Annotated in this window: 14 protein-coding genes and 1 riboswitch; of the genes, 7 read left to right on the top strand and 7 right to left on the bottom strand. The window is 68.2% G+C overall.

The features are described 5' to 3' along the window. Positions 1–86: 86 nt before the first annotated feature. The 3 genes from gcvP to gcvT all read right to left on the bottom strand — a co-directional run bounded on the left by gcvP (position 87) and on the right by gcvT (position 4,547). A complete protein-coding gene (gene gcvP, locus ACZ5CM_RS02335; protein WP_464640913.1) occupies positions 87–2,933 on the bottom strand; it encodes an aminomethyl-transferring glycine dehydrogenase in 2,847 nt (948 codons plus the stop codon). Between the two features lie 109 nt (positions 2,934–3,042). Further along, positions 3,043–3,402 (bottom strand): glycine cleavage system protein GcvH, encoded by a 360-nt coding sequence (gene gcvH / locus ACZ5CM_RS02330; RefSeq protein WP_464640911.1) that lies wholly within the window; start codon positions 3,400–3,402, stop codon positions 3,043–3,045. A 20-nt stretch (positions 3,403–3,422) separates the two neighbouring features. Continuing rightward, positions 3,423–4,547 (bottom strand): glycine cleavage system aminomethyltransferase GcvT, encoded by a 1,125-nt coding sequence (gcvT, locus tag ACZ5CM_RS02325; RefSeq protein ID WP_464640909.1) that lies wholly within the window; start codon positions 4,545–4,547, stop codon positions 3,423–3,425. A 162-nt stretch (positions 4,548–4,709) separates the two neighbouring features. Then, positions 4,710–4,799, bottom strand: a riboswitch (glycine riboswitch). Positions 4,800–4,960: 161 nt separating this feature from the next. Between gcvT and ACZ5CM_RS02320 the strand changes: the two genes are divergently transcribed. Both ACZ5CM_RS02320 and ACZ5CM_RS02315 read left to right on the top strand, forming a co-directional pair. Continuing rightward, on the top strand, positions 4,961–5,794 hold the full coding sequence (locus ACZ5CM_RS02320) for a bifunctional allantoicase/(S)-ureidoglycine aminohydrolase (RefSeq protein WP_464640907.1): 834 nt from the start codon (positions 4,961–4,963) through the stop codon (positions 5,792–5,794). 59 nt (positions 5,795–5,853) lie between these two features. After that, positions 5,854–6,849, top strand: a complete 996-nt coding sequence (locus ACZ5CM_RS02315; RefSeq protein ID WP_464640905.1) for a type I glyceraldehyde-3-phosphate dehydrogenase — start codon at positions 5,854–5,856, stop codon at positions 6,847–6,849. Positions 6,850–7,012: 163 nt separating this feature from the next. On the opposite strand, the gene ACZ5CM_RS02310 is transcribed toward ACZ5CM_RS02315, so the two are convergent. Continuing rightward, complete coding sequence (locus tag ACZ5CM_RS02310) at positions 7,013–7,531, bottom strand: ureidoglycolate lyase (RefSeq protein ID WP_464640903.1); 519 nt, start codon at positions 7,529–7,531, stop codon at positions 7,013–7,015. Beyond that, positions 7,528–8,937, bottom strand: a complete 1,410-nt coding sequence (puuE, locus tag ACZ5CM_RS02305; protein WP_464640901.1) for an allantoinase PuuE — start codon at positions 8,935–8,937, stop codon at positions 7,528–7,530. Before puuE ends, ACZ5CM_RS02310 begins: the two co-directional genes overlap by 4 nt. Before the next feature lie 167 nt (positions 8,938–9,104). Between puuE and uraH the strand changes: the two genes are divergently transcribed. Together uraH and ACZ5CM_RS02295 are read left to right on the top strand one after the other, a co-directional pair. Further along, positions 9,105–9,458, top strand: a complete 354-nt coding sequence (gene uraH / locus ACZ5CM_RS02300) for a hydroxyisourate hydrolase (RefSeq protein WP_464640899.1) — start codon at positions 9,105–9,107, stop codon at positions 9,456–9,458. Positions 9,459–9,556: 98 nt separating this feature from the next. Continuing rightward, positions 9,557–10,354: a DODA-type extradiol aromatic ring-opening family dioxygenase gene (locus tag ACZ5CM_RS02295; protein WP_464640897.1), complete on the top strand. Its 798-nt coding sequence runs from the start codon at positions 9,557–9,559 to the stop codon at positions 10,352–10,354. A 139-nt stretch (positions 10,355–10,493) separates the two neighbouring features. Here ACZ5CM_RS02295 and ACZ5CM_RS02290 read toward each other — a convergent pair whose 3' ends face one another. Further along, positions 10,494–11,426 (bottom strand): LysR family transcriptional regulator, encoded by a 933-nt coding sequence (locus ACZ5CM_RS02290; protein WP_464640895.1) that lies wholly within the window; start codon positions 11,424–11,426, stop codon positions 10,494–10,496. A gap of 99 nt (positions 11,427–11,525) precedes the next feature. Here ACZ5CM_RS02290 and ACZ5CM_RS02285 point away from each other — a divergent pair, with 99 nt between their 5' ends. The 3 genes from ACZ5CM_RS02285 (at position 11,526) to ACZ5CM_RS02275 (ending at position 18,100) form a co-directional block, all read left to right on the top strand. Beyond that, entirely contained in the window at positions 11,526–12,755 is a 1,230-nt protein-coding gene (locus ACZ5CM_RS02285; protein ID WP_464640894.1) for a urate hydroxylase PuuD, read from the top strand. A 141-nt stretch (positions 12,756–12,896) separates the two neighbouring features. Beyond that, the gene (locus tag ACZ5CM_RS02280) at positions 12,897–14,702 is read left to right on the top strand and encodes an autotransporter assembly complex protein TamA (protein WP_464640892.1); all 1,806 of its coding nucleotides are present in this window, start codon (positions 12,897–12,899) and stop codon (positions 14,700–14,702) included. Then, positions 14,699–18,100 carry a translocation/assembly module TamB domain-containing protein gene (locus ACZ5CM_RS02275; RefSeq protein ID WP_464640890.1) on the top strand — a complete coding sequence of 1,134 codons (3,402 nt, stop codon included), beginning with the start codon at positions 14,699–14,701 and terminating at the stop codon, positions 18,098–18,100. The genes ACZ5CM_RS02280 and ACZ5CM_RS02275 overlap by 4 nt, the downstream gene beginning before the upstream one ends. A gap of 21 nt (positions 18,101–18,121) precedes the next feature. On the opposite strand, the gene ACZ5CM_RS02270 is transcribed toward ACZ5CM_RS02275, so the two are convergent. After that, positions 18,122–19,708, bottom strand: coding sequence for a calcium-binding protein (locus tag ACZ5CM_RS02270; protein WP_464640888.1), 1,587 nt, complete (start codon positions 19,706–19,708; stop codon positions 18,122–18,124). Positions 19,709–19,711: the final 3 nt, after the last annotated feature.

Raw genomic sequence — 19,711 nt, 5'->3', positions numbered from 1 at the left:
CTAGCACGGGAATTTTCAGAAATAAACCCGCCGGATACCGGGCAGGCACGGAAAGCCCGGCAACCGGCGGGTCGTCCAGACGGCGCTCAGCCGGTTTCGGAATAGGCATTCATCGGTGGGCAGGAACAGACCAGGTGCCGGTCGCCCCAGACATTGTCCACCCGGCCCACCGGCGGCCAGTACTTGTCCACGCGGAAGGCGCCGGGCGGGAAACAGCCCTGCTCGCGCGAGTAGGGGCGGTCCCAGTCGCGCACCAGATCCTCCATCGTGTGCGGGGCGTTCTTGAGCGGGTTGTTCTCGGGATCGATCCGGCCCTCCTCGATGGCACGGATTTCCTCGCGGATGGCCAGCATCGCGTCGCAGAAACGGTCCAGCTCGGCCTTGGTTTCGCTTTCGGTGGGCTCGATCATCAGCGTGCCGGCCACCGGCCAGCTCATGGTCGGGGCGTGGAAACCGCAATCCATCAGCCGCTTGGCGATGTCGTCCACGGTGACACCGGCGCTCTCGGCAAAGGGTCGGGTGTCGATGATGCATTCATGGGCCACCCGCCCGTTCTTGCCGCGATAGAGGATCTCGTAGGCGCCCTGCAGGCGGCTGGCGATGTAGTTGGCGCTCAGGATCGCCACGCGGCTGGCCTGGGTCAGCCCCTCGCCCCCCATCAGCAGGATATAGGCCCAACTGACCGGCAGGATCGAGGGTGAACCATACGGCGCAGCCGAGACCGGCCCTTCCTGCCCGCCGGTGAAGGGATGCCCCGGCAGGTAGGGAATGAGATGCGCCTTGACCCCGATCGGCCCCATGCCGGGGCCGCCGCCGCCATGGGGGATGGCAAAGGTCTTGTGCAGGTTCAGGTGGCTCACATCGCCGCCCAGGTCACCCGGCCGGGCCAGCCCGACCATGGCGTTCAGATTGGCCCCGTCGATATAGACCTGCCCGCCATGGCGGTGGGTGATGTCGCAGATCTCCTTCACCGTCTCCTCGAACACGCCGTGGGTGCTGGGATAGGTGATCATGCAGGCAGCCAGGTTGTCGGCGTGCTTCTCGGCCTTGGCGCGGAAATCCTCGACGTCGATATCGCCATTCTCGGCCGTCTTCACCGGCACCACCTTCATGCCCGCCATCTGGGCGCTGGCGGGGTTGGTGCCATGCGCGCTCATGGGGATGAGACAGATGTTGCGATGCCCCTCGCCGCGGGCGCGGTGCCAGGCCTGGATGGTCAGCAGCCCGGCATATTCCCCCTGGGCGCCGGAATTGGGCTGCATCGACATGCCGTCATAGCCGGTGATCCGGCACAGCTTGTCGGACAGGTCGGCGATCAGCTCGGCATAGCCTTCGGCCTGCTCGGGGGGCGCGAAGGGATGGATGAGCGAAAACTCGCCCCAGGAGAGCGGCATCATCTCGGCCGCCGAATTCAGCTTCATCGTGCACGAGCCCAGCGGGATCATGGCCCGATCCAGCGCCAGATCCCGGTCGGCCAGCCGGCGCATGTAGCGCACCATCTCGGTCTCGGCGCGGTTCATGTGGAAAACCGGGTGATCGAGATAGCTCGACTGGCGGATGAGCCCCTCGGGCAGGCGGTATTCGGGGGTCAGATCCTCGTCCTTCAGCACGATCCCGAAGGCGCGCCAGACGGCCTCGATCGTTGCCGGGCGGGTGCGCTCGTCCAGGGAAATGCCCACCTTGGTGTCGCCCACGCGGCGCAGGTTGATGCCCTCGCGCACCGCTGCCTGCAGCACGCCGCGCTGCAGCAGGCCCACTTCGACCGTGACGGTATCGAAGAATTCCTTCGGCTCCACCTCGAAGCCCGCGGCCTCGAGCACGCGGACGAGGCGCACGGTCTTGCGATGGATGCGCTGGGCGATGGCCTTGAGCCCCTCGGGGCCGTGGAACACCGCATAGAAGGAGGCCATCACCGCCAGCAGCGCCTGGGCGGTGCACACGTTCGAAGTGGCCTTTTCGCGCCGGATATGCTGTTCGCGGGTCTGCAGCGCCAGCCGGTATGCGCGGTTGCCGTGGGAATCCACGCTCACACCGACGATGCGCCCCGGCATGGCGCGGACATGATCCTTGTGGGCAGCCATGTAGGCGGCGTGCGGGCCGCCATAGCCCACCGGAACGCCGAACCGCTGGGTCGAGCCCACGGCGATGTCGGCGCCCATGGCACCGGGTTCCTTCAGCAGGCACAGCGCCAGCGGGTCGGCCACTACGATGCCCACCGCCCTTGCCGCGTGCAGCGCCGCGATCGGATCGGTGAAGTCGCGCAGGTGGCCGTAGGTGCCCGGGTACTGGAAGATGGCGCCGAACACATTCTCGGGCTCCAGATCCTCAGGAGCACCGACGATCACCTCGATCCCCAGCGGCCGGGCGCGGGTTTCGATCACCGCGATGTTCTGCGGATGGCAGTTCTCGTCCACGAAGAAGGCCCTTGCCTTCGATTTCGAGATGCGCCGGGCCATGGTCATCGCCTCGGCGCAGGCGGTGGCTTCGTCCAGAAGCGAGGCATTGGCGATCTCGAGCCCGGTGAGGTCGCTCACCATGGTCTGGAAGTTCAGAAGCGCCTCCAGCCGGCCCTGGCTGATCTCGGGCTGATAGGGCGTGTAGGCGGTGTACCAGGCCGGGTTTTCTAGGATGTTGCGCTGAATCGCCGGCGGCGTCACCGTGCCGTAATAGCCCTGTCCGATCAGCGATGTCAGAACCTTGTTCTTCGCCGCCACCCGACGCATGTGATACAGCAGCTCGCGCTCGGACTTCGGCTTGCCGAAATCCAGCGGCTCGGCCTGGCGGATCGAGGCGGGAATGGTCTGGTCGATCAGGTCGTCGAGGCTGTCGGCCCCCACGACCCGCAGCATCTCTTCCATCTCGGCCGGGCTGGGCCCGATATGGCGGCGATTGGCAAAATCATAAGGCAGGTAATCGGTGGGCTTGAACGTCATCCCGGTTCACTCCTGGCACGGGCGATCCCATGCGGGACCGCCTTCCTCTCGCTTCCGGCCCGGCCCGCCTTCGCCGCCCATCCCGGGCCGCGCGCGGCGGGCGGCCCGGTCAGCCGATGAATTCCTTGTAGGCGGCCTCGTCCATGTAGTCGTCAAGATCGGACATGTTGACGGGCTTGATCTTGAAGAACCATCCCGCGCCCAGGGGATCCTCGTTCACCAGCCCCGGATTGTCGGTCAGCGCCTCGTTGATCTCGACGATCTCGCCATCCAGGGGGGCGAGGATGTCCGAGGCCGCCTTGACGCTTTCGATCACCACGATCTCGTCGTCTTTGCTGACCTCGGTGCCGGCCTCGGGCAGTTCGACGAACACCACATCGCCCAGCTGCTCGGCGGCGTGTTCGGTGATGCCGACGACGACGATTTCGCCCTCGGGGCGCAGCCATTCATGTTCTTCGGTGTATTTCATGGTCCCTCTTCCTCCTGGACTCAGCGTTTGAACCGGGCCGCCACGAAGGGCAGCTTTTCGACCCTCAGGGGCAGGCGCTTTCCGCGCAGCTCTCCGTAAACCTCCGTGCCGGGGGCCGAGAGGTCAACGGGCACATACCCCATCGCCACCGGCCCGCCAACCGTGGGCCCGAAGCCGCCCGAGGTGATGGCGCCGATCGCCTCGCCCCCCTGGGCGGCGGCGAAGAGCCCGACGCCCTCGCGCATGGGCGCGCGCCCATCGGGGCGCAGGCCCACCCGCCTGCGGGGCGCCCCCTCGGCCAGCTGTTTCAGCACCACATCGGCGCCGGGAAAGCCGCCCTCGCGCGCACCGCCCGCGCGCCGCACCTTCTGGATCGCCCAGCTCAGCGCCGCCTCGGCCGGGGTGGTGGTCTCGTCGATGTCGTGACCGTAAAGGCACAGCCCCGCCTCGAGCCGCAGCGAATCGCGCGCCCCCAGCCCGATCGGCGCCACGTCCTCATGGGCCAGCAGCGCCCGCGCCAGCGCCTCGGCCGCCGCGGCGGGCACCGAGATCTCGAAGCCGTCCTCGCCGGTATAGCCGGAACGCGACACCCAGCACTCGGCCCCGTTCAGGTCGAGCGTGCGCACGTCCATGAAGCGCATCCCGGCCACCTCCGGGTTCAGCCCGGCCAGCACCGCTTCGGCCGCCGGCCCCTGCAGCGCCAGAAGCGCACGGTCGGTCACCTGGGTCACGGTGATACCGCGCGGCTCGAGCGCCGCCTTCATCCGCGCCAGATCGGCCTGCTTGCAGGCGGCATTGACCACCACAAGGAGGTGATCGCCACGGTTGGAAAACATCAGATCGTCGAGGATCCCGCCGCGCTCGTTCAGGAACAGCCCGTAGCGCTGGCGCCCCTCGGCCAGCCCCAGCACGTCCATGGGCACCAGCGCCTCGAAGGCGGCGGCGATCTCGGCCATCGGCGCCCCCGACAGGATCACCTGCCCCATGTGGCTGACGTCGAAAAGGCCCGCCCTTTCCCGGGTATGCCGGTGCTCGGCCATGATGCCGGCGAACTGCACCGGCATCTCGTAGCCGGCAAAGGGCACCATCCTGCCCCCCAGCTCGATGTTGAGGTCGTAAAGCGGCGTTCTGAGCAGATCCGTCATGTGCCCGTCCTGTCCTTCAACCGGCACGACTTTTGCGAAAAATCATGCGGCATCCCATGTTTGGCGCATTGCCCGCGCCATGCGATGCCCCCTCTGTCCTTTCGCCTGAGATCGTTATCCCTTCGGCGGGCGCGTCCCGCGCGCCTCTCTCCAGAGTTCCTTGTCAAGCATACGGTCCCTGCGGCCTGAGAGTTTCCGGGGCGGTTGCTCCTTCGGCACCGGCGCGGCGGCCGGTTCTCCCGCATGCTCGCGCATACAGATAACGGGCACGGGAAGCTGCGGCAAGGGCGAAAACGCACGCCGGAAAGGCGTGCCATCTTCAAATATTTCGGAACATTGCTATCCGCCCGCCCCCACTTGGAGAAGCTTCCCGCCGCGCCGCATAGTTGCCGCGCCGCCTAGCGAGGGATCCCATGACCGACCGCACCTATTTCGCGCCGACCGGTGGACATCCGGGGCAGGAGCAGCTTCTGACCGGACGGGCCGTCTTCACCGAAAGCTACGCGGTGATTCCGCGCGGCACCATGCAGGACATCGTGACCTCGCGCCTGCCGCACTGGCAGGGAACGCGGCTGTGGGTCATCGCGCGGCCGATGTCGGGTTTCGCCGAGACGTTCTCGCACTACATCATGGAGGTGCAGCCCGGCGGCGGCAGCGACCGCCCCGAAAGCGACCCCCAGGCCGAGGCGGTGCTGTTCGTGGTGGACGGCGCCGTGACCCTGACGATCGACGGGCAGGCGCATGTGATGGAGCCGGGGGGATACGCCTATCTGCCGCCCGGCTGCGACTGGACCCTGCACAACCGCGCCGGTCCCGCCGCCCGCTTCCACTGGATCCGCAAGGCGTGGCAGCCGGCCCCCGACCTGTCCCCGCCGGATGCCTTCGTCACCAGCGAAGGCGACATCGCACCCACCCCGATGCCGGGCACCGACGGCCGCTGGGCCACCACCCGCTTCGTCGACCCCGAGGACATGCGCCACGACATGCATGTGACCATCGTCACCTTCCAGCCCGGCGCGGTGATTCCCTTTGCCGAGACCCATGTGATGGAGCACGGGCTCTATATTCTCCAGGGCAAGGCCGTCTATCGCCTCAACCGCGACTGGGTCGAGGTCGAGGCCGGCGACTACATCTGGCTGCGCGCCTTCTGCCCCCAGGCCTGCTATGCCGGCGGGCCGGGACCGTTCCGCTACCTGCTCTACAAGGACGTCAACCGGCACATGCCGCTGAGCCCGTTCCGGCGATGAAGCGGCGCGGCGGGTTTTCACCCGTTGAGGCCGCCGGCACTCCCTGTCATACGGCGCACATGAAGATCGCGATCAACGGATTCGGGCGCATCGGGCGCACGGTACTGCGGCAGGTGCTGACCCGCCCGCAGAACCACGATGTCGAGGTGGCACTGATCAACGACATCGCCCCCCTGGACATCCTGTCCTATCTCTTCCGCTACGACAGCACCTTCGGCCCGTTCCCGGACGAGGTGCGAACCGGCCCCCGGGCGCTGCATGTCGGGGACCGGACCATTCCCGTCGCCCATTCGCCCGACCTGGCCCGCGTGGACCTTTCCGGCGTCGATGTGCTGCTGGAGTGTACGGGCATCGCACGCACGTCGGACGTGGCCGCCCGCGGTCTGGAGGCCGGGGCCGGCAAGGTCCTGATCTCGGGGCCGTCGCCCGCGGCCGAGGTGACCATCGTGCTGGGCGCCAATGAATCACGGCTGGGGCGGGCAAGGATCGTTTCAAACGCCTCCTGCACCACCAACGCCCTGGCCCCGCTGCTGCGGGTGATCGACCGTATCGCCGGGATCGAGCGGGCGCACATGACCACCATCCACTGCTATACCAACAGCCAGCCCATGGTGGATGCCCCGCGCGGCGACCCGGCCCGCTCGCGCGCCGGCGCCCTGTCGATGGTCCCGACAACCACCAGCGCGACGCAGCTGATCGACCACGTTCTGCCCGAACTTGCCGGCCGGATCAGCGGAGCGGCCGTGCGGGTGCCCACGGCCAGCGTGTCCTCGGTGGATCTGGTGGCGCAACTTGCCCGGCCAATGCCGCATGACACCTTCACAACCGCATTGCACACGGCCGTCGGAACCACACCCGTGCTGGGCTGGACCGACGAGCCACTGGTTTCCTCGGATCTGCGCGCCCGCCCCGAATCGCTGGTGATCGCAGGGCCCGAACTGCGCATGATCGGCAACCGGCAGGCCCGCGTCTTCGGCTGGTATGACAACGAATGGGGCTTCTCGGCACGCATGCTCGAGGTCGCCCGGCTGATGGCCGCCGCCCCCCAAGGCTGAAACGGGCCCCGCCGCCAGCGCGCAGACGCCGCATGTCCGCATGCCCTCGCGACCGGCCGTGCAATGCGCTTCACGCCCCCTTCATCTCGCTCCAAATACTCCGGGGGTGAGGCCCGCAGGGCCGAGGGGGCAGCGCCCCCGCCATCCCGACTTCCGCCGCCATTCAGCCTTCGGTGCCCTCCCCGCGCACCCCTTCCGAAAGCGCCGTCACCGTCCAGGGCTCATCGAACCAGTGCTCTTCCAGATTCTCCCCCGGACCGATCCGGTCCACCACCGCAAACAGCCCCGGAGCATGCAGCGGCGTCAACACGCCATGCCATGTGCCCCGAAGCAGGTTCACCCCCTGCCCCGGCCCGGCGATGAAGGCCACCGGCGCACCCGGACGACCGCACCGATCCGGGGCGACGACCACCAGCCAGGGGCGCCGGTGCATGGGAATGAAGGCCTGCGGGCCCAGCGGATGACGCTCCACCATCTCCAGCACATGCGGCAGCACGCAGGGCCGGGCCTCGAACAGGCTGATCCCGGCCCGTCCACCGGAAAAATCCAGCCGCGCCCGGTCGTGCCACCGCCCGCAACGGCCGCGATTGATGATCCGGTCGGGCGGGCCCGCGGCCTCAAGCACGTCGCCAAAAGGCGCAAAGATGTCCGCGCTCAGCGGCCGGGGGCGGATCGACCTCATGGCAGCATCTCGCGCAGGCGCAACAGGGCGATGCGCTCTACCTGAGCGCAGCTCTCGGCGAACTCGGTATCGCGGTCGTTCTCCAGCCGGCGCCGGAACGCAGCCAGGATTCCGGCCTTGTCGTGGTCGCGCACGGCAATGATGAAGGGAAAGCCGAAGCGGGCGCGGTAGGCGGCATTCAACTCGGTGAAGGTGGCACGTTCCTCGTCGGTCAGCGCGTCCAGCCCGGCCGAGGCCTGCTCGGCGCTGGATTCGGGGGTCAGCCGCTTCGCCCGCGCCAGCTTGCCGGCCAGGTCGGGATGGGCCAGAAGAACGTCAAGGCGTTCGCGCTCCGTCGCCGCGCGGAAGGCCCGCGCCAGCGCGTTGTGCAGCCCCTCCGCCCGGTCATGGGCAGGCCCCAGCTCCAGTTCGAAAGCCCGCTCCGCCACCCAGGGCGAATGTTCGAACACCCCGCCGAAGGTGGCCACGAACGCGTCGCGATCCATCTGCGACGGCCGCAAGCGGTCCCGGGGCGGATGCACCGCCGCCCAGTGCCGGGCGATCTGCGCCCGGGTTGCGAACCACACGCCCTCGTGGCTGCGGGCATGGTCCAGAAAGCGCTTCAGAGCCGTGATCCGCCCCGGTCGCCCAGCCAGCCGGCAATGCAGCCCCACCGACATCATCTTCGGTGCGCCGACCAGCCCCTCGGCATAAAGCGCATCGAAACTGTCGCGCAGATAGGCGAAGAACTGCTCGCCCGAATTGAAGCCCTGAGCGGTGGCAAAGCGCATGTCGTTGGCATCCAGCGTATAGGGCACCACCAGTTGGTCGCGCCCGCCCAGCCGCAGCCAGTATGGCAGATCGTCGGCATAAGCATCGGCCAGCCAGTCAAAGCCCCCCTCCTCGGCCGCGATCCGCATGGTGTTGACCGAGCATCGCCCCGTATACCAGCCGCGCGGGCGCTCGCCCACGACCAGCTCGTGCAGACGGATGGCCTCGGCCATGTGGGCGCGTTCCTCGGCCTCGGAAAAATCCCGGTAGTCGATCCATTTCAGCCCGTGGCTGGCGATCTCCCAGCCCGAGGCCTTCATGGCGGCGACCTGCTCGGGGCTGCGGGCCAGGGCGGTGGCCACCCCGAACACGGTGACGGGCAGGTCCTTCAGCAGCCGGTGCAGGCGCCAGAACCCGGCGCGCGCCCCGTATTCATAGATCGATTCCATGTTCCAGTGGCGCTGGCCCGGCCAGGGCTCGGCGCCGACGATCTCGGACAGGAAGGCCTCGGATTCGGAATCGCCATGCAGCAGGCATCTTTCGCCGCCCTCTTCGTAGTTCAACACCAGCTGCACGGCGATCTTCGCCCCGTTCGGCCATTGCGGGTCCGGGGGCTTCGGCCCATGGCCGATCATGTCGCGGGGATATCTGTTCATGCCGGCCTCCGATTTCTCTTCTACCTGCATAATCCTCCGCAACCGGGCGGTTTATCAAATTATCAAGAAAACACTGTCAAAGCCGGAGGATTTGCAAGACCCTGACCGGCAAGGCAGGAGTGATACCGGGACCGCACGCCGGCGGCGCAAGAGATGAGGCGCAAGAGATGAGTGGCTTTCTGACAACGCATGTTCTGGACACCGCGCGCGGCTGCCCCGCGCAGGGGCTGCGGATCGACCTGTTCCGCATCGACGGGGACGCCCGCCACCACCTGCGGTCCGTCACCACCAACGCCGACGGCCGCACCGACGCGCCGATCCTGCCCGCCCATGAATTCGTGATCGGCGTCTACGAGCTGCTGTTCCACGCCGGGGCCTGGCTGGACGCGACCGGCACGCCGCCGCAGCAGCCGCGGTTCCTCGACCTGATCCCGATCCGTTTCGGCATGGCGCAGGCGGCGCATTACCATGTGCCGCTGCTGCTTTCCCCCTTCGGCTATTCCACCTACCGGGGCAGCTGAGCCGCTGCGCACAGGGTCTGTTCGCGGATACGCCTGTGATCGGCCGCCGCAAACTGCCAGATTGAAGGCAGACACAACGACCGCGCGGAGGAGATCACATGACCGACAGACTGCCCACCTGGTTCATTTCCCATGGCGGCGGCCCGTGGCCGTGGTTGCCGGGGCTGCGGCGTCAGCTGGCAAATCTCGAAACCTCGCTGCGGAAGATGCCGGAACAGATCGGCTGCACGCCCAGGGCCGTGCTGGTGGTTTCGGGCCATTGGGAAACCGATGATTTCGCCGTGATGCACGCGGCACGGCCGCCGATGGTCTATGACTATTACGGCTTTCCGTCCGAAACCTACGAAATCGTCTATCCCGCACCCGGCGCCCCGGAGTTGGCCGAGCGGACCGCCGATCTTGCCGCGCAGGCCGGGCTGAATCTGCGCCTGGATGACGAACGGGGGTTCGACCACGGCACCTTTGCGCCGCTTTACGTCATGTATCCACAGGCCGATGTACCGATTTTCCAGGTCTCGATCCGCCGCGACTACGACCCGCAGGCGCATGTGGATCTGGGCCGGGCGCTGGCGCCGCTGCGCGACGAAGGCGTGCTGATCGTCGGGTCGGGGCTGAGCTATCACAACCTGCGCATGATGGGCCCCGAAGCGCGCAAGCCCTCCGCCGCCTTCGACGACTGGCTGGCCACGGCGATGGCGCTGCCGCCGCAAGAGCGGCTGGAGGCAGTCCTTGCCTGGGAACAGGCGCCCCATGCCCGCACCTGCCACCCGCAGGAAGATCACCTTGTGCCCCTGTTCGTCGCCCTGGGCGCGGCCGAGTCCGAGCCGGCCACGCGAACCTATCACGACACCGACCTGTTCGGCGGGGTGACCGCCTCGAACTACCGGTTCGGCTAGGGCAGGAGACCGGGCTTTTTCTGGCCGCAAATATCCCGGGGAGCACGAGGGGCAGAGCCCCTCGCCCGGCCGAGCGCGAACGCGACCCGGCGCGGCATGGCCGGACCCGGCCATCTTCCACGCGCCTGGCAAATGCGCTTCAGACCCGTTCGGCAACCCTGGCCTCGGCCGCCTTCACCACCGCGCCAAGGCGGGCGCAGATGAAATCCATGAACAGCCGCGTCTTGGGGTCCTGGTGCCGGCGATGGGTGAACAGGCAGGCCATCTGCACCGGCTCGGGCGGGGTGTCCACCGCCACCGGCACCAGCCGGCCGGCGGCAAGGTGATCGGCCACCTCGAACAACGGTTTGAGCGCAATCCCCCGCCCCGCCAGCGCCCATCCGGTCAGCACATCGCCATCGTCGCATTCGTAACGCCCCGAGACGTGGAATTTCCGCGGCCCGTCGGGCGTCATCAGGCGCCAGCGGAACTCGGCCGCCCCCGGATAGCGCAGGTTCAGGCACTCATGACCGTCGCGCACCAGATCGTCTCCGCTCCGCGGCATCCCATGCCGCGCCACATAGGCGGGCGCCGCGCACAGGACGCGGCGGCAATCGGCGATCTTGCGGATGCGCAGCGTGCTGTCCTGCGGCTGGCCCAGGAAAAATGCCAGATCCAGCCCCTCGCGCGGCACGTCCACATTGCGGTCGGTCAGGCGAAGCCGCAGCTTGATCTCGGGGTAACGGTCAAGGAAATCAGGCACCTCCGGCGCCAGCAGCCGCCGCCCCAGCCCCAGCGGAGCGGCCACGAACAGCGTGCCCCGCGGGTTCTCGGTCAGGTCCATGACCCGCGCCTCGGCCGCATCCACGGCCTCGAGCACCTTGACCGCGCCGCCGTAAAAGGCCCGGCCCTGCTCGGTCGGGGAAAGGTTGCGCGTGGTCCTCTGGAACAGGCGCACGCCAAGATGATCCTCAAGCTGCGAAATCCGCGCCGAGGTCACCGCCGGAGAAATCCGCAGATCGCGCCCGGCCGCGGACATGCTGCCCAGCTCGTAGACGCGGACAAAGGTGCGGATGTTGTCGAGATAGGACATTGTTCCGGGATTTTTGATACAGCTTGGCAATATCTGGCAATACCGAAGAATTGCCGCTTTGCCTAGCCTGACCGCACCACCGCGAGGGAAGCTGCACCGATGATCGATTCCGTCATTTTCTGGGACTGGGCCGCGTTCGCGGTCCGCTGGCTGCATGTGGTCACGGCGATTGCGTGGATCGGCTCGTCCTTCTATTTCATCGCGCTGGATCTGGGCCTGCGCAAGGCGCCCGACCTGCCGCCCGGCGCCCATGGCGAGGAATGGCAGGTGCATGGCGGCGGGTTCTACCAGATCCGCAAGTTCCTGGTGGCGCCCGAACGCATGCCCGAGCACCTGACCTGGTTCAAATGGGAAAGCTACGCCACCTGGCTTTCGGGCGCGGCGCTCATGGCAATCCTCTACTGGCTGGGGGGAGAGCTCTATCTCATCGATCCGGCCAAGGCCGATCTGGCGCTGTGGCAGGGCATCGCCATTTCCGCCGCCTCGCTGACGGTGGGGTGGATCATCTATGACCTGCTGTGCCGATCGGGCCTGGCCGAGCGGCCGACGGCGCTGATGGTGCTGCTGTTCGTGCTGCTGGTGACCATGGGCTGGGGCTACGACCAGCTGTTCACCGGCCGCGCGGTGATGCTGCATCTGGGGGCGTTTACCGCCACCATCATGACGGCCAATGTCTTCTTCGTCATCATCCCCAACCAGAAGATCGTGGTGGCCGACCTGATCGCAGGGCGCGCCCCCGATCCGAAATACGGCCGCATCGCCAAGCTGCGCTCGACCCACAACAACTACCTGACCTTGCCGGTGGTGTTCCTGATGCTGTCGAACCACTACCCGCTGGCCTTCGCCTCGCCCTTCAACTGGGTGATCGCTGCACTGGTCTTCCTGATGGGGGTGACGATCCGGCACTGGTTCAACACCCGCCACGCCCGCGCCGGCAGCCCGTGGTGGACATGGGTGGCAACCGCGCTGCTGTTTGCGGCCGTCATCTGGCTGTCCACGCTGCGCGGCGGCGAAACGATCGAAGAGGCCGAGGCCCGCCCGATGACACCGGCCGAGGCCAGGCTGGTCGCCGCCGCGGGGTTCGAAGCCGCACAGGAGGTAATCCAGTCCCGCTGCGCCATGTGCCATTCGCGCGAACCGGCCTGGGACGGCATCGCACGTGCCCCGCGCGGCGTGGTCTTCGACACCCCGGCCGACATCGCGCGCAACGCCCGGGCGATCCTTCTTCAGGCCGGGATCACCGATGCCATGCCGCCAGCCAACATCACCTTCATGGAACCGATCGAGCGCGCCGCCATCCGGCGATGGATCGACTCTGCAGGCGGCTGACGGCGGGCCGGAAACCGGCAACGCCGCCAATGCGGCAAGGGTCGAATCGGCTTTCGTTTTCCCCGGCTCTGTGCAAGATTTTCGCTGACGCCACGGGATTGTTCCGACCGCCCGTCCAACCGACGCCATTCGGGATCCGCCATGCCGAAATCTGGCCAGAGCAGATCTGCCCTGCGGGCTTTGGCCGTGGTCTGCGCGCTGCTGGCGGGCGGGCCGGTGGCGGCTCTGGAGACGGTATTCGTCGCACCCGGCGCCCCGGACGATCTGCGCGAGCGGCTTCGCTCGGCCTCGGCGGTCATGGCCATCGAGGCACGCGGACTGGACAACGCGCAGGAAGTCCTGGCCGCCGCCCTGTCCGACTACCGCACGCTGATTCAGGTGCTTTACGGCCAGGGCTATTTCAGCCCGGTCATTCGCATCCTCGTGGACGGGCGCGAAGCGGCCGACCTCGACCCGCTGAACCTTCCCAGGCGCATCGACCGCATCCAAATCACCGTGGCCCCCGGCCGGCCCTTCCGTTTCGGCCGCACCGAGATCGCGCCTCTCGCGCCGGGAACCGAACTGCCCGAGGACTTTGCCCCGGGCCGGCCGGCCTCGACCGGCGTACTGGAGGAAACCGCCATCGCGGGGGTGCGGGGCTGGCGCGAAGCCGGCCACCCCAAGGCACGCGTTGCCGATCAGCAGCTGGTCGTGCGCCACGCTCGGGCAGAGCTGGATGCCCGCTTCACCATCGCGCCGGGACCGAGGCTGCGTTTTGGCAGGCTGAACCTTGCCGGCACGTCATCGGTGCGCACCGAATCGATCTACCGGATCGCCGGCTTTCCGACCGGCGAGGTCTACGACCCCGAGAAGCTTCAGCGCGCGGCCACGCGGTTGCGGCGAACGGGGACGTTTTCCTCGGTCTCGATCCGCGAGGCCGAGACGCCAAACCCGGATGGCACGCTGGACTTCACCGCGACGGTCGAAGACATGCCGCCCCGGCGACTTGCGCTGGGTGGCGAAATCTCGTCGCGCACGGGGGTGGATCTGAGCTTTCGCTGGCTGCATCGCAACCTGTTCGGCGGCGCCGAGCGGCTTCAGTTCGAAACCCGCCTGCGCAATATCGGGGGGACCGAGGCAGTCGATGGCCGCATCGCCTTGCGGCTGGATCGTCCGGACCGGTTCGGCCCCGACGACAGCATGTTCTATCGCGCAGATGTGGAACGGCGCAACCGCACCCACTACGACGTGCTCACCGGGCTTGCCGGCCTCGGCGTCCGCCGCACGTTTTCGCGCAACCTGTTCGGAGAAATCTTCATCGCTGGCGCCGGATCGCGCTCTGACGATGCCTTCGGCATCAACCGCGAATTCCGCTATGCAATCCTGCCGGTGCGTGTCGAGTGGGACCGGCGCGACAACAGGGCAGACCCGCAGGGCGGCCTCTTCCTCGATGCCCGCCTGATCCCCTTCGCGGGCCTCGGCGGCACGAGATCGGGCGGTCAGCTGAGGGTTGACGGGCGCGGCTACTGGAGCCCGCCGGGCACCGGGCGTTTCGTTCTGGCCGGGCGGGTGCAGCTTGGTTCGGTGATCGGGCCGGCACTGTCCGAGGTTTCTCCCGATCTTCTGTTCTTCTCGGGCGGCTCCGGCACGGTGCGCGGCCAGCCCTATGAATCGCTGGGCATTCCCGTGGGGGCGCGGGTATCGGGCGGGCGCGCCTTCCTGGGCCTGTCCGCCGAAATCCGCAGCAAGGTCACCGACAAGCTGTCTCTGGTAGGGTTCTACGATTTCGGGGCGGTGGACAGCAGTTCCCTGACCAGCGGCCGCTCGGCCAGCCACGCCGGCGCCGGGTTCGGGCTGCGCTTTGATCTGGGCGGGCTGGGACCGGTGCGCTTCGACCTGGGCTGGCCCGTGAACGGCGCGACCGGGAGCAGGATGCAATTCTATCTGGGGATCGGACAGGCCTTTTGACGCGCTATCTCGCATATGCCCTGCTGCTTCTTCTCGGGCTGTCCGCGCCGCTTCGCGCCGGGGGGGACGAGTCGCGCGGCCTGCTGGTCGGCTTTCTCGAAGATACCCTGTCGGGAGACAGCCGGACGGTGAAGGTGAAGGGGCTGCAGGGGGCGCTGAGTTCGCGGGCGACGATCGAAGAGCTGACCGTTTCGGACGATGACGGCATCTGGCTGACCATGCGGGGCGCGGTGCTGGACTGGAACCGGCTTGCCCTGCTGAACGGGCGGTTTTCGGTCAATACGCTCTCGGCCGAGGAAATCGTCATCGCCCGGCGGCCGGGAACGACCACCACCCCGACCGGGCTGCCGTCCCCCGAAACCGCGCCGCTGCGGGTGCCGGAACTGCCGGTGGCCATCGAACTGGGGCAATTGCGCGTCAGCCGGCTGATACTGGGCGAGCCGGTGCTGGGCATTCCTGCCGAGCTGGAGGTGGATGGCCGGCTTTCCCTTGCCGATGGGGCACTGGACACACGCCTTGTGATTGCCCGGCTCGACCGCGCCAGCGACGCGATCCGCCTGTCCGCGCGGTTCGACAACGCCACGCGGCAGATCGCGCTGGACCTGACCGTAAGCGAGGGTCCGGGCGGTCTGATCTCGGCGGCGCTGAAGCTGCCGGGGCGGCCGCCGCTGAACCTGACCGCCCGGGGCGAAGGGCCGGTCAACGATTTCACCGCCCTTGTCGCGCTGGCCAGCGGAGGCGAGACGCGCCTCTCCGGGCAGGTGCGACTGCAATCGGCGGATGCGGTCGGGCAGGACATTGCCTTTGCCGCCGATCTGGGCGGCGACCTCACCCCGCTTCTGCCCGAAGCGTACCGGGACTTCTTCGGCACCGACGCACGGTTCGGCCTGACCGGGGTGCAGAAGGCCACCGGCCGCCTGGAGGTCAGCCGGTTTGCGCTGCGTTCGGATGCGCTGCGCCTTGCGGGCCGTTTCGCGATGAACGCCGCCGGCACCGTCGAAACCGTCACGGCCACCGGCTCCATCCTGCCGGCGCGCGGCGACGAGGTGATCCTGCCGGTCTCCGGCGCCCGAACGGCGGTCGCCTCGGCCCGCTTCGCGCTGGATTACGACCTGGCGGCGGGGCGGGGATGGACGCTCGATCTGAACGCCGAAAGGCTGAAAACCGCCGCCCTGTTGGTGCAGCAGGCGCGGATTTCGGCCTCCGGCCCGGTCGCGCCGGGGAAGGGGAATGTCCTGAAGGGGCAGATCACCGCCGCGCTGTCGGGCATGGGCTTTGCGGACGAGGCCCTGGCCGCAGCCGCGGGGGACGAAGTGGCGCTTGCCGGCGGCTTTGCCGTGACCGGGGACGGCGCGCTCCGGCTGTCGGGCATGGCGCTGAGCGGCGCCGGCTACAGCGCCGAGATCGACGGGCGCCTGGGCGGGTTTGGCAGCGGCTTCGCGGTGCAGGGCAAGGCCCGGGTCGCGGCGGATGATCTGGCCCGGTTCTCGGCGCTGGCGGGGCGGCCGCTGGGCGGGGCGGCCTCCATCGGCGTGCGCGGCACCGCCACCGTGATGAGCGGCGCCTTCGACATCCGGGCCGAGGCCCGCGCCCGCGACCTGACCGCAGGCATCGAAAGGCTCGATGCGCTGATCGGGGGGGAAACCGTTCTGACGCTGGATGCCGCGCGCGGGCCCGAAGGGGTGACGATCCGGGCCTTTTCGCTGCAAGGCAGCGCCCTTTCGGCCAATGCCCAAGGCAGGTTGCAGAGCGGCGCAAGCGCCCTGACCTTCGACGCCCGTCTGGCGGATCTGGCGCTGCTGGTCGAAGGGGACAGGGGGCCGCTCACCCTGGTCGGCAAGATGCGCCAGTCGGGGCCGATGTGGGATGGCAGGGTCCGGCTTGACGGTCCGCACCAGTCCTTTGCCGAGCTGACCGGGTTGGTCGGCGAAGACGGCACGGGCAAGGTGGATTTCCGGGCCGAGCTGGCCCGGCTGGAACGGTTCATCCCCAACCTGACCGGCACGCTGAAGGCCGGGGGGGCGGCCACGCGCGCGCCAGGCGGGAAATGGACCGTCCTTGCCGATGCGGCCGGCCCGGCCGGAATTTCCGCGAAGGTGGAGGGAACGCTGGACGAGGTGACGGGCCAAACCGACCTTTCGGCCACGGGGCAGGCGCGGCTCGATCTTCTCAACCTGTTCATCTCGCCCAACACGCTGGAGGGCTTGGCCCGTTTCGATCTTCGCCTTGCCGGCACGCCGTCGCTGGACGGGCTGAGCGGCGAGATCACCGTTGCCGACGCCACGCTGGCGGTGCCCGCGCTGCTGCAAAGGGTGCGGGACATGTCCGCGACCGTGACCATCTCGGGCAGCCGCGCCATCGTGATCACGACCGGCACGCTGGGCGCGGGGGGCAGTTTCCGCCTGAGCGGGCCGATCGGGCTTCGTCCGCCCTTCGACAGCCGCCTGGTGCTGGAGCTTGCCGAACTGGGCCTGACCGACAATCTCGGCGTGACCAGCTCGGCCAGCGGGCAGATCGTCTTCGCCGGGCCTCTGACCGGCAATGGCGCCCTGTCGGGGCAGGTGGTTTTCGGGGAAACCGACATCAACCTCAATCGCGTCTCGGGCGCAATCGGCGCGCCTCCGATCCCGCCACTTCTGCACGAAGGCGAATCCGCCCCGGTGCGGGCAACCCGACGCCGCGCCGGGCTGATCGCCGAGGAAAAGCAGGGCAACACCCCGGTCATCTCGCTGGATCTGCGCCTTGCGGCCCGGGACCGGGTCTTTGTCCACGGTTTCGGGCTGACAGCCGAGATGGGCGGGAACATGACCCTGCGCGGCACGACCGCTGCGGTGGTTCCATCCGGCCAGATCACGCTCAAGCGCGGCGCGATCGACCTTGTCGGGCGCAAGGTCAAGCTGACCAAGGGGATCATTTCCCTGCAGGGGAACCTGCAGCCATATGTCGATTTCGAAACCACAGCCTCTACATCCGAGGGCCAGGCCACGTTCCGCATCGCCGGCCCGCTGAACGCCCCCGAAATCGACGTCTTCGCCGAACCCGAACGCCCGGCGGAAGAGGCGCTGGCCATGCTCCTGTTCGGCAACCGCATGTCGGAACTTTCGCCTCTGGTGATCGCGCAGATGGCAGCTTCGCTGGCGCGGATGAGCACCGGCGAGAGCCTTGCAGACACCGCCGGCAAGGCCGTCACCGGCGGGGAGGGCGGCGGCAGCGGGCTGGCGCGCCTTCTGTCCGGGGGCTATATCGCCCGCAACGTCTATACCGACTTCACGGTGAACACCAAGGGCGAGACCGAGTTGAACCTCAATCTCGACGTTTCCGATTCGGTCACTCTGAAAGGCACCGTGGACAATTCCGGCAACACCGGGATCGGCGTCTTTTTCGAGCGCGACTACTGAGGCCTCCCCCTGCGGGCGACGTCACAGCAGGAAATTGTCGGCGCTCAACGGCCCCTCGAACATGAGGACGAAATCGCCGGCGGCGGAAATCTCGGTCGCCATCCAGGCGTTGGACGAGCTGTTGGTGATCCGGTCGGCGCCGGAATTGCCGGTGACCGAGCCGCCGGGGGCGATCAGGTAAACGCCCGAAAACCCGGTGCCAAGGTCGAGGTTGCCGGTCACGATCCCGTCGATGCCGTTGCCGGACAGGTCGATCTCGTCATCGGCCGCAATGTCGGGGAAGGCGAAGGTGAACTCGGGTGCCGCATCCGCCGCGACGCGTTTCCACGGAAACGGCCCCGAAATCGCGATCCGGTCGGCCCCGCCGCCGCTTGTCACCGTGACATCCACCCCCGGTACCGCCAGCCGCGCCTCGGGCAGTCGCGCCATGCGCAGGGTGACGGATTCATCGCCGGCCGTCATCTCGAGCCGCTCCAGATCGGGGGCGGCGATAACTGCAGCGCCGGTGCCGGGGGCCAGCCTGACCGTCTCCACATGGCGGGCATCCAGCGTCACCGGAGCGGTCACGATCACGGTATCATCGCCCCCGCCCCGCGCGGTTTCCACGACGCGGTCGCCGTAATTGTCGAAGATGAAGACGTCGTTGCCGGCGCCGCCGATCATCAGGTCGGCCCCCCTGCCGCCATCCAGCAGGTCCCGGCCTCCCTCGCCCAAAAGCGTGTCGGCGCCGGCGCCCCCGGCAAGGCTGTCGGCCCCGGCCCCGCCGAAGAGGCTGTCGCGGCCGGCCATGGCATCGATCCGGTCGGCCCCGCCCGCCCCCGAAAGGGTATCGTCCCCGCGCCCGCCGGCCAACACGTCGCGCCCGCGCCCTCCGTCGAGAACATCGTGCCCTGGCCCGCCGCTCAGCGAATCGGCCCCAGCGCCGCCCGACAGCCGGTCCGCGCCGCCGCCGCCCGACAGCGTGTCGTTGCCCGCCCCGCCCCGCAGCCGGTCGCGCGCACCCATCCCGGCAAGCACATCGTCGCCTCCAAACCCGCGCAGCACATCGCGCCCCGGCCCGCCGGCGATCACGTTGTCGCGGTCGTGATTGTCCACGAAGGAGGCAGGGGCCGCATAGCCCGCAAACAGCTTCAGATATTCCGAAAGCGAGGTGTTCAGCGCATCCTGCCCGTCCACCTGCCCGCCGGAAAGGATGAACTGGCGCAGCCCCGGATGGGCCTCGGTCCCGATCCCCTTGAGGTGTACCGCCGCGATCATGCCGGTTTTCGTCAGCTTCACCCCGTTGATCACCTGGCCCGCGTAGAATTCCAGGTCGAAGAAGCGGATGCGGCTCCACAGCAGCGAAAACCAGGCCTCGGCCGCCATGTCCTGCACCGTCGGGGCATTGAGGAAATCGGCGGCCGAGCGGATCCCGTCCTTGCCGGTGAAGCTCGCCGGGTTCCAGTCGTTCGCGGTGGTGCCGTCGGCGGTGTAATAGCCCAAGTCGATCAGCGCGGCCTCGCCGAACTGGTAGGCGCCGAGATAGCCGAAGGCGTTGACGGCCTGATAGTTGCCACCCGATTCACGCGCGCGCAGCGCCGCGAAGAAATCGCTCCAGGAGCCCTTCATCCT

It is taken from the genome of Piezobacter thermophilus, assembly GCF_055386745.1.
Note: the sequence above shows the minus strand (reverse complement) of the source record. Positions and strands in the feature narration are given on the sequence as shown.